Annotated in this window: 12 protein-coding genes; 5 read left to right on the top strand and 7 right to left on the bottom strand. The window is 56.6% G+C overall.

The features are described 5' to 3' along the window. Window positions 1–28: 28 nt before the first annotated feature. Window positions 29–1,264 carry a 2-oxo acid dehydrogenase subunit E2 gene (locus H7A51_04800; protein ID MCP5535540.1) on the top strand — a complete coding sequence of 412 codons (1,236 nt, stop codon included), beginning with the start codon at window positions 29–31 and terminating at the stop codon, window positions 1,262–1,264. A 34-nt stretch (window positions 1,265–1,298) separates the two neighbouring features. Here H7A51_04800 and H7A51_04795 read toward each other — a convergent pair whose 3' ends face one another. From H7A51_04795 to H7A51_04785, 3 genes are all read right to left on the bottom strand, one after another. Next, window positions 1,299–3,497: a sodium-translocating pyrophosphatase gene (locus H7A51_04795; protein ID MCP5535539.1), complete on the bottom strand. Its 2,199-nt coding sequence runs from the start codon at window positions 3,495–3,497 to the stop codon at window positions 1,299–1,301. 57 nt (window positions 3,498–3,554) lie between these two features. Next, a complete protein-coding gene (locus H7A51_04790) occupies window positions 3,555–4,331 on the bottom strand; it encodes a hypothetical protein (GenBank protein MCP5535538.1) in 777 nt (258 codons plus the stop codon). Between the two features lie 250 nt (window positions 4,332–4,581). Continuing rightward, a complete protein-coding gene (locus H7A51_04785; GenBank protein MCP5535537.1) occupies window positions 4,582–4,764 on the bottom strand; it encodes a hypothetical protein in 183 nt (60 codons plus the stop codon). Window positions 4,765–4,825: 61 nt separating this feature from the next. Here H7A51_04785 and H7A51_04780 point away from each other — a divergent pair, with 61 nt between their 5' ends. Together H7A51_04780 and H7A51_04775 are read left to right on the top strand one after the other, a co-directional pair. Next, window positions 4,826–5,764, top strand: a complete 939-nt coding sequence (locus tag H7A51_04780; GenBank protein MCP5535536.1) for a bifunctional riboflavin kinase/FAD synthetase — start codon at window positions 4,826–4,828, stop codon at window positions 5,762–5,764. A gap of 77 nt (window positions 5,765–5,841) precedes the next feature. Further along, window positions 5,842–6,825 (top strand): malate dehydrogenase, encoded by a 984-nt coding sequence (locus H7A51_04775; protein ID MCP5535535.1) that lies wholly within the window; start codon window positions 5,842–5,844, stop codon window positions 6,823–6,825. A gap of 224 nt (window positions 6,826–7,049) precedes the next feature. Here the strand turns inward: H7A51_04775 and H7A51_04770 are convergent, their stop codons facing one another. The 4 genes from H7A51_04770 to H7A51_04755 form a co-directional block, all read right to left on the bottom strand. After that, window positions 7,050–7,571 (bottom strand): hypothetical protein, encoded by a 522-nt coding sequence (locus H7A51_04770; protein ID MCP5535534.1) that lies wholly within the window; start codon window positions 7,569–7,571, stop codon window positions 7,050–7,052. A 1-nt stretch (window position 7,572) separates the two neighbouring features. Continuing rightward, the gene (locus H7A51_04765; GenBank protein MCP5535533.1) at window positions 7,573–8,181 is read right to left on the bottom strand and encodes a DUF4893 domain-containing protein; all 609 of its coding nucleotides are present in this window, start codon (window positions 8,179–8,181) and stop codon (window positions 7,573–7,575) included. Window positions 8,182–8,492: 311 nt separating this feature from the next. Continuing rightward, window positions 8,493–8,714, bottom strand: coding sequence for a ferredoxin (locus H7A51_04760; protein MCP5535532.1), 222 nt, complete (start codon window positions 8,712–8,714; stop codon window positions 8,493–8,495). Between the two features lie 19 nt (window positions 8,715–8,733). Continuing rightward, the gene (locus tag H7A51_04755; protein MCP5535531.1) at window positions 8,734–10,110 is read right to left on the bottom strand and encodes a U32 family peptidase; all 1,377 of its coding nucleotides are present in this window, start codon (window positions 10,108–10,110) and stop codon (window positions 8,734–8,736) included. Window positions 10,111–10,151: 41 nt separating this feature from the next. Between H7A51_04755 and H7A51_04750 the strand changes: the two genes are divergently transcribed. Further along, window positions 10,152–10,751, top strand: coding sequence for an OmpH family outer membrane protein (locus tag H7A51_04750; protein ID MCP5535530.1), 600 nt, complete (start codon window positions 10,152–10,154; stop codon window positions 10,749–10,751). Window positions 10,752–10,772: 21 nt separating this feature from the next. After that, a complete protein-coding gene (gene lpxD, locus H7A51_04745) occupies window positions 10,773–11,828 on the top strand; it encodes a UDP-3-O-(3-hydroxymyristoyl)glucosamine N-acyltransferase (GenBank protein ID MCP5535529.1) in 1,056 nt (351 codons plus the stop codon). The last annotated feature ends 71 nt before the right edge of the window (window positions 11,829–11,899 follow it).

Raw genomic sequence — 11,899 nt, 5'->3', positions numbered from 1 at the left:
TTACTTTAAAAACAAACCAATCAATTCCATGCCGAAAGTCCCTATTCTCATGCCTCAACTGGGTGAATCCATCGCCGAGGCCACGATTATCCGACTCAATATTGCCGTGGGAGACACGGTGGTTCCCGACCAGGAGGTCATCGAGGTGGAAACCAACAAGGCGACCATGGGAGTGACCGCACTTTGCTCTGGCGAGGTGATCCAGGTTGTCGCCGAGGAGGGGGTAAGCTACGCCGTCGGCAGTATTCTGGGAGTGCTCGAGGTTACCCAGGAAGAGCTGGACCGCACCGGAGAAAAGTCCATGGACGAGCTGACCGTGGGGTCACAGGAGTCGCCAGCGGAGAACAACCGCGGTGAAGAGGAGAATCTACACTTCAAGACCGAGGACGAGGGCTACCACGAACCCGTTTTGGTGGAGCCCAATATCAAAGGCCTGCCGGTTCCGACCGGTAAGGGGGGCGCGCACTATATTTCACCAAGGATGCGGGCGCGCATGACCGAGCTGGGCCTGCGTGCCGCTGATATTTCCGCGATCCCCGGCAGTGGTGCCGGTGGCAGGGTTACGGTGGAGGATCTGGAGTCGTTTCTTGAATACATCGATACCTGGCCGCACACCAGGGCATCGCCGATGCGACTTGCCGTGGCCGATGCCATGCGCCGAAGCTGGACCCGCCCGCTCGCCACAGTGGCCAGACCCCTGGTGATGGATAAAATCCTCAACCACCGGCGAAGCCAGGCCGTGAAACCGGGGCCTGCTCTCTACATTCTCAGGGCGCTTGCTTTGGCTCTGGCTGAAAACCCGACCACCGCCGGTTATTTGATCGGTGAAAATGTCGTGCATCCCCGTGCCTTCGATATCGGGGTGGCCGTCCAGGTGGACGACGGCGTGTTGGTCCCGATCATCCGCAATGCCGATACCAAGCGCCTCAGCGAGCTGGTGGAGGATTATGACCGCTTGGTCGAACTCGCCCGCTCACGTAAATTACCCGAGGAGGCGACCCAGCACGGGATTGCCACCGTCACCAACTTCGGTACGTTCGGGCTGACCTGGGGCACACCTATCCCGCTTCCCAACGAGACCTTGATCCTCGGCCTCAGTGCTGGTGTCAAACGCCCCGTCTGGAGCGAGCAAACCGGCACCTTCATCCCCGTGACCGAGGCGGAAATCGACCTGACCTTCGACCACCGCGTAGTCGATGGTGGAGGGGCAGGTATGTTGTTGAACCGCATTTCAGAGCTTCTGCAAAAACCAGAAGCCCTGTAGCGGCCTACCGCGTCACTCGGGCTGAGCCTGATGGTCAGATCAAACTCAGGGCGACAGTGACGCCGGCGGTTGCAATGGCGACGATGCTCATCAGCTTGATCAGGATGTTAAGGCTTGGTCCGGAGGTGTCCTTGAACGGATCACCCACGGTGTCGCCGATCACCGAGGCCTTGTGCGCGGATGAACTCTTGCCTCCGTGGTGTCCTTCTTCAATGTATTTCTTGGCATTGTCCCATGCTCCTCCTGAGTTTGAGAGGAATACCGCGAGCACAAATCCAGTGGCCAGGCCGCCGACCAGAAGCCCGATCACACCAGCCACTCCAAAGAGGATGCCAATGGCAATCGGAACCAGGATGGCGATAACGGACGGGACGACCATTTCCTTCTGGGCACCCAGGGTGGAGATGGAAACGCAGCGGGCGTAATCGGGCTCGACCGTACCTTTGAGGATACCATCGGACTCGCGGAACTGGCGCCGGACCTCCTCGACCATCAGCCCGGCAGCGCGGCCCACGGCTTGTACGGTCAAGCCGCAGAAGAGGAAGGCGACCATGGAGCCGAGAAAGATCGAAATCAATACCACCGGGTTAAGCAAGGTGACATTGTAGTAAGCCATGAAATCCATCAGGGTGGCGTCCTTGGTCGCTACGGTCCGCAAGCCATGGGTGAGTTCAAGCGTCACCGTTCCGCTTTTGATTAACTCGATGCGGATCACTTCAATATAGGATGCTAACAGTGCCAACGCTGTGAGCGCGGCGGAACCGATGGCAAACCCCTTGCCCGTGGCAGCTGTCGTATTACCCAGGGAGTCAAGCGCATCGGTGCGTTCCCTTACCTCAGGTCCGAGGTTGCTCATTTCTGCATTGCCTCCGGCATTGTCGGCGATCGGGCCGTATGCATCACTGGCCAGTGTGATTCCCAGTGTGGAAAGCATACCCACGGCGGCGATGGCGACACCATAAAGCCCTTGGCTGAGGTTGCCCATGTCAAAGCCGGCACCGCAGAAAAAGGCGACTGCCGTTCCCAGCGAAACGGCAATGACCGGGACGGCCGTTGAGATCATCCCTACGGACACACCGGAAATGATGATGGTGGCGGCACCCCCCTTGGCCTGTTCGGCGATTGACCGGGTGGGGGAGTATGAGGTCGATGTATAGTACTCCGTAGCCTTGCCAATCACGATTCCTGTGATCAACCCGGCGGTCACGGCGCCCCAGATGCCCCAGGCGTTGGGGATGTCCAGCAGGTGCAGCACAGCGGCTGATGCCACAAGGATGAGGAAGGAGCTCGTATCGATGCCCAGGGACAGCGACTTGAGTAATTGCTTTTGGGTCGCCCCTTCCTTGGTGCGCACAAAATAGACCCCCACGATGGAGAGCAGGATTCCGATACCGGCGATCAGCATTGGTGCCACCACGGCCTTGGCCTGGATTTCAGGGGCTCCGACGTAGGCGGCTGCCCCCAGGGCGCATGCAGCCAGGATGGAGCCACAGTATGATTCGAAAAGGTCCGCCCCCATACCTGCGACATCACCGACGTTGTCGCCCACGTTGTCGGCGATCACAGCAGGGTTTCTGGGGTCGTCTTCAGGGATGCCGGCCTCGACCTTGCCAACCAGGTCGGCACCGACGTCAGCGGCTTTGGTGAATATGCCGCCACCAACCCGGGCAAAAAGGGCCTGCAGGGAGGCTCCCATACTGAACGTCAACACGGTGGTCGTCACCATGACCATGTCGGGCGCTCCATCACTTGCCGATGCCATCACCTTGTTTACCAGCCAGAACCAGAATGTAATGTTGAGTAAACCGAGGCCGACAACGACCAGTCCCATGACCGCGCCACTGCGGAATGCCACTTGCAGCGATGACGCCAGCGAGTTTCTCGCCGCAGCGGCGGTCCGGGTAGAGGCTTGTGTCGCCGTGCGCATACCGAAGTAGCCGGCCAGTGCCGAGAAAAATCCACCGCAGATAAATGTGACCGGTTGCCATTTGTTGAGAACATCAAAGCCATAGGCGAGCACGGCGAACAGCACTGCAACCACTCCAAAGACGATGATCATCACCCGGTATTGCTGGCCGAGATAAGCCATGGCACCCTCGCGGACGTGCTTGCCGATTTTTTTCATCAGCTCAGTGCCTTCATCGCACTTTTTCATTTGCTTGAAATAGAACATCGCAAAAAGAAGTGCGATGACCGAGGATGCGGGGGCTATCCAGAATAGTTGTTCGTTCATGTTGGATTGTTGGGTGTTGGCTGGTTTGTTAGATTAGTACTGATTCGGCTTGGTTGGTTAGTTATGCGTGACCTGGGCTGATTTCCACCAGGAGTAGTGTGTCCCTTCGAGCTCATCCATCGTTGGCATGGGGTAGTAGAGGAGGCCTGTCTGGTCGCCTGCAAAAAATCCGTTGCGGATGGTGCGGAAGAAAAAGTCCTGCTGCAAGCGGCGGAAGATGACCTTGTTTTTCTTGCCATTGGATTCGTTAAGCTCCACGAGCCCCGCACGGAGATGCTCGATATGATCATAGGGAAGCTCTCCAATCCTGCCATGGATGGGGTCGGTTGCCAGATCACGTAGGATCAACTCCGAAAACACAACCTTGGGCAGTCGGACAGGCTCACTGGGAGAGGTTACAAATTTGCAGAAATCCATGGCATTCAAGGTACTCGCCACGGATGGGTTCACCGGACCGAACTCCTGATAGAGGTGGAGGGGCCGGTTTTCCTCGGGTTGGTAATCCTGTTTCTTCAAAGTAAGCACCTTGCCATCGTCTGTTGCCAGATGGAGGTCTCCCAACTTGCTGAGTGGGATGTGCTCCAGCACGCGATAGATGGATAAGTAGAGTGAGTTTTTTGGCTTTCCATTTTCCTTGGGCACACATTGCTCCTCGATAAGATGCATCGGGAAGTGGTCCGATTTAAAATCTGGATCTATTTCAAAAAAGACCGCCTGACCACGAAACCGGGAGGTCGATCCAACGGCCAGGTAGGCGCCGAAATCTTGCGGGGAGAGCATGGATGCAACAAGGCATTCCGGAACGAGAGGCAAATACAAATGGGTTTCATTCATGGTGGTGTGATGGTTTTTGTTAGGTTGCGACAAGGGGGCAAATGGGGCGGGATGCAATTTCCGCCGGATGGCGTATATCATGGTTCCGCCTGCCGGCGCTTCTTCGATGGCGTTTATAGCTCCGCGTATTTTGCTGGATAACGTGTGCAGAAAGCCGTGGCATCCGCAACCTGGGGGCGGAGATTGTAGAGAAGTTCTGGAATACTGAGCTGCAAGGTTGTCAAACGATCCCGAAAACGTTAACCTAACATCAATGGAAACAGATTTGATCGAGGGCGACGATGGTGCGGATCTTTGTATTCACTGTTTGCAGCCGGTCGGGCACCACGCAAACTTCTGCATCCACTGTCGAGCCCCGCTCGGCTTTCTCGCCGGAACCGTATCGTATTACTCCGTGCTGGCAGAGGGTTTTATCTATCGTACGGCGGTGCATTTTGTTTTATCCTTTTCATGTCGCGATCCAGGCGCAATGAATCCGTCCCACAAACATCTCCATGGTGCGACTTATTGAAAACCTGAACGACTTACGCTTGATCGACCGCCCCCTGCATCTTGCGCTGGGCGTGTTCGATGGTGTGCATATCGGCCACCAGGCGGTGATCCGGTCTGCGGTCGACGCCGCCAAGCTGGATGGTGGTGTGGCTGGAGTCCTGACCTTCGACCCCCATCCCATCCGGGTGCTCGCCCCCAAGGTCGCGCCGCAGAGGATTTTAGCCTCCCTGAACCACAAACGGGAATTGCTTGCCGGTCTCGGCGTGGATGTCCTGGTCGTGATTGCTTTTACCGAGGAGTTCGCCAACTGCGAGGCCCTTGATTTTTTGACATCACTGAAGGATGCCAGCCCCCGGCTCAAGACACTCGCCATCGGTGAGGACTGGAAATTTGGTAAACAGAGGCAAGGCGACATCGCATTACTTGAGGAATTCGGCGGTAAAAACGGCATACGTATCATTTCCACCGAAGCCGTGATGGTCGATGGTGAACGTGTCAGCAGCACCCGGGTCCGACAAGCCATCCGCGATGGCAACATGAAGGCAGCCCACGCCATGCTCGGCAGGGAATACACCGTCCTTGGCACGGTGGTGGAAGGTCGCCAGCTGGGTAGGACCATAGGATTTCCCACGGCCAACCTCAGGGTCCACAACGAACAACTTCCCACCGACGGGGTGTGGGCCGTTGAAGCCACCTTGGAAAATGGCGAGGTGGTTTGCGGGGCAGGGAACCTTGGTGTGCGCCCGACCGTTGAAGGTGAGGGTGCCAGGCGCATGCTGGAAGTCCACCTGCTGGACTACTCCGGTGACCTCTACGGCAGTGAGATGGAGGTTCGTTTCTTGAAATACGTACGCGAGGAACAGAAATTCGACTCCATCGATGCGCTCATGGCTCAAATCCGCGCTGATGTCGCTTTCTGCCGAAACCACTGCAGATCCTGATATTTCGGCCATAAGACAGGATATCGGTTTGACGCTTGCTCTTGCCTGTGGCTATTCCATTTCGACCCAAAATAACTATGAAACCACCTATCACTGTTTCAGTCACAGGTGCTGCCGGCCAGATCGGTTATGCACTGCTCTTCCGTATCGCATCCGGCGCCATGTTCGGCCCGGATCAACCCGTCAATCTTCGTCTCATCGAGATCGAGCCAGGCATGAAAGCACTCCAGGGTGTGATCATGGAGCTCGACGACTGCGCATTCCCGCTGCTCAACGAGATCGTTGCCACCTCTGACCTCAACGAAGGTTTCAAGGGTGCCAACTGGGCACTGCTGGTTGGCTCCGTCCCACGTGGCCCCGGTATGGAGCGCGGTGACCTGCTCAAGGTCAACGGCGGTATCTTCACCGGACAGGGCAAGGCGATTGCCGCCAATGCCGCCGATGACGTCCGTGTGCTGGTTGTCGGAAACCCCTGCAACACCAACGCCCTGATCGCCATGAATAATGCCGACGGCGTGCCCAACGACCGTTTCTTCGCCATGACCCGCCTCGACGAGAACCGCGCCAAGTCCCAGCTCGCCGCCAAGGCCGGTTGCCACAACAGCGACATCACCAACATGTGCATCTGGGGCAACCACTCCGCCACCCAGTATCCCGACTACACCAACGCCAAAATCAATGGCAAACCCGTCACCGAGGTCATCACCGACACCGACTGGCTCCAGGGTGAGTTCATCAAGACCGTGCAGCAGCGCGGTGCCGCGATCATCGCCGCACGTGGTGCTTCATCCGCCGCTTCTGCCGCCAATGGTGTCGTCGACACCGTCCGCAGCCTGACCACACCAACGCCGGATGGCGACTGGACCAGCGTTGCAGTCTGTTCCGACGGATCTTACGGCATCGATGCCGGCCTGATCGCCTCCATGCCCATCAAGGTGGATGCCGATGGCCGCTGGGACGTTGTCCCCGGTGTTGAACTCGACGCATTCTCCCGCGAGAAAGTCGACGCCACCGTCCAAGAGCTCCGCGAAGAGCGCGAGGCCGTTGCCGACCTTATCTAATTATTGTTAGAAAAACGAATCATCCCACGCGGGGTTGCCTTGTTAGGTGGCTCCGCGTTTTTATGGCATGAGACGTGCGTAGCGAAGTCTTTGCAGGCTTCGCCGGTGTTCGTTTCGACCGCCGTGAAGCCGACGAGCTTTCTTTTCCTAAAAAGGGAGGACGTAAGAGCTGCATCCAGGCCGTTCTTGGAGAGAAACACCCCTCTTTTTTATGTTGGAAAAAACTACCATGGGCCGCCGGGCATGTTTGCTCCGGGGTTTTCGGTGCTGCCGATGTAGCCGCCGTCTTGTCGGTAAATGCCATCCGCGTCTTTGATCAATTCGATGTATAGATTGATCTGGATTTTTTTACCGTTGTCTTCCCAGAATGTCTGCACTTTTGCGGTCTGGAAGGGGGGGCGGCCGGGTTGCTTTGTACCTTGGCTGTTGAAGACCGTGGCGGAGACCAGTTTGCCCCATTTCTTTGACGCCTCCTGATAGTTCGCGAGGTATTTGTCTTTGTTCCGGTCTTTCCGGTAACCCTCCGTCGTCAATGTGTGCCATGCATCCTCGGCCCGGCCTTCGCCGATGGCTTGGCACCACGGTTCGAGCCATTGCGTGCGGATTTCTTCGTTTTTGTTATCCTGATACCGGTTGATGGCGATGACGATCACGGCCACGAGGGCAAGCACGGCCACGCCGATGCCCAGACAGCCGAAAAGCCCGGACCTGTTCGCGTTTTCTCCCGCTGGCCTGGCGGCATCCATCTCAGTTTTTCTTGAATTCGTAGATTTCCCGGCCGTAAACGGTTTCACCGAAAATGAGGATCAGATGGTCTTTTCCAAGCCGATACAGGTAACCATAGCTGTCGCGCTCAGGCTTGGTTTTGACCCCCTCGGCTTGAAAGCCGCTGTAGGCTCCGGGGGGCTCGCCCTGATAATACTTGGCGCCGATAAACATGAGATTTCCTTTGCCGTCGTCGCCGATGACCCCCATGCGGCGCTGGGACCCGGTGTTCTTGATGAGATTGATGGATGTTTCTGTTTCCATCCGGAATTCACAGGGTAAAAACGGGTAGCAATACACGCCGGTTTGATTGACCTGGCAACTGCGGACTTTCCATTTCCCGTTGAGAGCGACGTTTTTGCCTGGTGCAATGCGGGGCTTGGCAAGGAGCGCGAGGATTTCCTTGGCGCCGGCCACGGTAGTCGCGCTTGCTGACCCGAGTCGCGCGGTGGTTTCCTTTTTCAATCCCTCCTCGGCGGCGGCAAGCGCTTTGGCTTCCGCAGGCCGGAGGGATGAAAGAATCTCACGGGCATTTGCTGGTATGAGGCTACAATAAACGGCGAGTGTGGCGAGGAGGATGGTTGTTTTCATGGTAGTGATGACCTCGGCAGAACCCGACGCACGGTGGCTGATGCAGACAAAAGAAGGTTGACAGCAGTGATTCCACAGACGCGATGATTTTGGTGAACCGGGGGGTAACAGCTAACATCAGACAATATCAACTCCTTGATGGTCGTCGAGTTAATAATCGTCCCTCGCCCAGCCTCGCCCAGCCTCGCTCGATTCCTGCTGATGGAAATTTTTCTGCCGCAAATGAGATTCCGGTCAGGGACGTGCCTGGATTATGAATAGACAGAGCGGTGCCAGGACAATGAAAAGGATCGGGTGGGGTGACTGGACGACTACTTGTTGATGTAAATAATATCCACCGGGCAGCCTTCCTCGGCTTGTTGGAGCTCCTCCAGATCCTCGTCAAAACCCTCGGCGATTTGGAAAACGCCTTGGGGTGTGGAGTTGATGAGCTGTGCGAGGCCTTCGTCATCCATCTCGAAATACTGCGGTGCGACGTCGGCGCAGAGACGGCAGCCGATGCACTCGGGTTTCTTATGACGGATTTTGACCATGGTTGTCGGGGGGCGGGGGTCAGGCGTCTTCGACTTTGAACAGCTTGTCGTTGGTGCGGATCTTGCCAGCGACCTTTAAGGTCAGGGTCTGGCCGTTAGAGCATTCATCTGAGACAATCATGTCCCCGTTTTCCAGGAGGACGCGCATTTCTCCGACCTTGCCTTCGATGACACCGGTGGAGTTGCCGATGACGAGGATGTCGTCGCCTGTTTTCAACGTGGTGGCGGATGACCGGACTTCGATGACACCCGCTTTGCGGTAGGCGTGGGCGACGTGGCCGACGAGGACTTTGCGACGTTTGGACTTGTTGCCGTAGTCGGCCGACCATCCTTGTTCGCGACCGAGGTAGTAGCCGCTGGAGAGACCGCGGTTGTAGACAGTCTCTAACTGGGGGTAGAGGGATTTGACAAACTCCTTGTTGAATTCGCCGGCATGCACGGCGTCGATGGCCTTGCGGTAGGCGCGGGTGACGGTGGCGACGTATTCCGGGCTGCGACCGCGGCCTTCGATCTTGAGCACCCGGATGCCCGCCTTGAGGAACTCGTCCATGAAATCGAGGGTGGCGATGTCGTTAGGGCTCATGATAAAGTTGTTATCCACCTTCAACTGCTTGCCGGTTTCCGTATCGGTGACGGTGTATTCTTTCCTGCAGTTCTGCTCACAGGCGCCGCGATTGGCCGAGGCGTTGGAGGTGAACAGACTCATGCCGCACCGGCCCGATACCGCGATACAGAGGGCGCCGTGGGCGAAGGCTTCGATTTCCATTTCCCGACCAGCCCGGCCGACCAGGCCGTTGGCCTTGATTTTATCGTAGATCGACTTGATCATTTTCAAATTCAACTCGCGTGCGAGCACCACGCGGTCGCAGTAAGGGGCGTAGAATTTGACGGAATCGTAGTTGGAAAGTGAAAGCTGGGTCGACAAGTGGACTTCCAGCCCGAGTTCATTGGCCATCTGCATCGCCGCCATATCGGAGAGAATCACGGCGTCGACATTTTCCTCCCTGGCTGTTTCCAGCATCTTGCGTGCGAGGTTCAGATCGTGTTCGTAGAGCAGTGTGTTGAGTGTCAGGCACCCCTTGACCCCGGCATCGTGAAGCCGGGTGATGATTTCCCTCAGGTCCGGCACATTGAACGACCTGCGTGCCCGTGCCCGCATGTTGAGCTGGGCGAGACCGAAATAAACGGAATCCGCTCCATTGTCGATGGCTGCCTGCAATGAGGGAAAGCAGCCGGCGGGAGCGAGCAGTTCGGTTTCTGGAAGTGTGGCTAGGCTTGGATCAGTCACGGTGATGTGGTTTTGGTTGTGGGAGAGAGTGTGGTCGGATGGGAGCGCCGCCCGTGCTAGGGGAAGAGGGCATCGCTGGAAAGAACATTGTGTCAGAGATTTCCGCATAATGCTTGCTTATCTTAAGTATTAAAAGTATCAATTTCCCCATGAAGTTCGCCTTTTTACTCCCGATGGTTGTGGCCATGGTCGGCAGCTCTGCCCATGGCCAAGAGAAAACCGATGAGATGAGCCAAGGGATGCGTATTGCATCGGTCGATGTGCGTAAGGTTTTCAATGAATGGAAGTATTCGAAGGAATCCCAGAAAAAGATCGAAGATACCAAGGAATCGCTGGAGAAGGAAAACAATGACCGTCTGGCGGTGATCAACGAATACCAGATGGAGCGCAGCCGCATGCACCAGCAGTACAAGGCGAATGAGGGCACCATGAGTGCCGAGGACAAAGCGAAAATGGATGCCAAGTTCCGTAGTCTCGGTCGGGATGCTGTGGCTCTCGAACAGGACCGGCGTGACTTTTTCGAAAAGGGAAAACGCCAGCTTGCCAATGAGATCTCCAGCGAAGCCAAGCTGATTCTCGACCAGATTACCCAGTCGATTCAAGTCTACGCCTTGGAAAAGAAATACCACATGGTCATTGAGACGGGAGGGCACACGACGCGTAACGTCCCCCTGTTTGTCCATCTTGAGGGAGCGGTCGACATCACCGATGAGATCATCACGCGCCTGAATGAAGGGGAGGGAAACTAATCCGAAGTAGCTCATCGCGTCATGAAACTAACACTGGATGAACTCGTCTCGCTGACGGGAGGGAAATTGATTCGCCCGGGCAATGCTGCTGACATTACAGGTGTGGCATCGCTCGATGAGGCCGACTCCGGGGATGTTTCCTTTTTAGGAAATGAAAAATACTACCACGACTTCCTGGAGACCGACGCCAGTGCGGTTCTGGTGTCGTCTGCTGTCCCGGCTGACCCCGCGCCGAAGGAATCGGTGGCTCTGATCGAAGTCGAGAATCCATCCTTCTCGTTTGGCCAGGTGGTGAAACATTTTATCAGTCAGGGGCCAAAGTTTGTTCCGGGGATTTCCCCCGCCGCCCACATTGCCGAGGATGCGGAGCTCGACCCTGAGCAAGTCTGTGTCAAGGCCGGTGCCGTCATTGAATCCGGGGCCAGCATTGGCAACGGCACCGAAATCGGATCAGGCTCGGTCGTCGGGGCAGGGGTCAGGATTGGCGAAAACTGTTTGTTTCACGCCAATACCACGATTCGTGAAGGCTGCATCATCGGCAACAGGGTGATTTTACAACCTGGCTGTGTCATCGGCTCCGATGGCTATGGCTACGAACTGGTTGATGGCAAACATGTCAAAGTCGATCAGGTCGGAATCGTTGTCCTGGGAGACGATGTGGAAATCGGGGCGAATTCAACCATCGACCGGGCGCGGTTTGGTAAAACGGTTGTCGGGGAAGGAACCAAGATCGATAACCTGGTCCAGATCGGGCACAACGTGACGACCGGGAAGCATTGCCTGGTGGTGGCGCAGTCCGGGCTGTCGGGCAGTGCCAAGCTTGGCAACTACGTTACCATGGCGGCAAAATCGGGTTGTGTGGGCCATATCAAGATTGGTGATCATGCCATCGTCACCGCCAAGGCCGGGGTCATGGGGGACTTGGATGGAGGTGAGGTCTACATGGGCATGCCGGCGCGCAAAATAAAGGAAACCCTGAAAGTCAAAGCACACGTCGCCAGGTTACCGAAGCTGGCGGCCACCGTGAGGGAGCTTCGCAGCCGCCTGGATCAGCTTGAGTCCGGTCAGTCCGACTAAGACATTTCCCGTTTTTATGGGTGGACTAGTCAACCATTTAGGTGCAAACAAGCTGCGCCTGCGATAAAGGC

The sequence above is a fragment of the Akkermansiaceae bacterium genome, from assembly GCA_024233115.1.
In the GTDB taxonomy this organism is placed as follows: domain Bacteria; phylum Verrucomicrobiota; class Verrucomicrobiia; order Verrucomicrobiales; family Akkermansiaceae; genus Oceaniferula.
This window is presented reverse-complemented; position numbering and strand designations above follow the sequence as displayed.

Coding starts and splice junctions, on each gene's coding strand:
- H7A51_04765 (MCP5535533.1), bottom strand. CDS start 8,181: ATGAAAACAACCATCCTCCTCGCCACACTCGCCGTTTATTGTAGCCTC.
- H7A51_04795 (MCP5535539.1), bottom strand. CDS start 3,497: ATGAACGAACAACTATTCTGGATAGCCCCCGCATCCTCGGTCATCGCA.
- H7A51_04775 (MCP5535535.1), top strand. CDS start 5,842: ATGAAACCACCTATCACTGTTTCAGTCACAGGTGCTGCCGGCCAGATC.
- H7A51_04800 (MCP5535540.1), top strand. CDS start 29: ATGCCGAAAGTCCCTATTCTCATGCCTCAACTGGGTGAATCCATCGCC.
- H7A51_04760 (MCP5535532.1), bottom strand. CDS start 8,714: ATGGTCAAAATCCGTCATAAGAAACCCGAGTGCATCGGCTGCCGTCTC.
- lpxD (MCP5535529.1), top strand. CDS start 10,773: ATGAAACTAACACTGGATGAACTCGTCTCGCTGACGGGAGGGAAATTG.
- H7A51_04750 (MCP5535530.1), top strand. CDS start 10,152: ATGAAGTTCGCCTTTTTACTCCCGATGGTTGTGGCCATGGTCGGCAGC.
- H7A51_04770 (MCP5535534.1), bottom strand. CDS start 7,571: ATGGATGCCGCCAGGCCAGCGGGAGAAAACGCGAACAGGTCCGGGCTT.
- H7A51_04790 (MCP5535538.1), bottom strand. CDS start 4,331: ATGAATGAAACCCATTTGTATTTGCCTCTCGTTCCGGAATGCCTTGTT.
- H7A51_04785 (MCP5535537.1), bottom strand. CDS start 4,764: ATGCACCGCCGTACGATAGATAAAACCCTCTGCCAGCACGGAGTAATA.
- H7A51_04780 (MCP5535536.1), top strand. CDS start 4,826: ATGGTGCGACTTATTGAAAACCTGAACGACTTACGCTTGATCGACCGC.
- H7A51_04755 (MCP5535531.1), bottom strand. CDS start 10,110: ATGCGGAAATCTCTGACACAATGTTCTTTCCAGCGATGCCCTCTTCCC.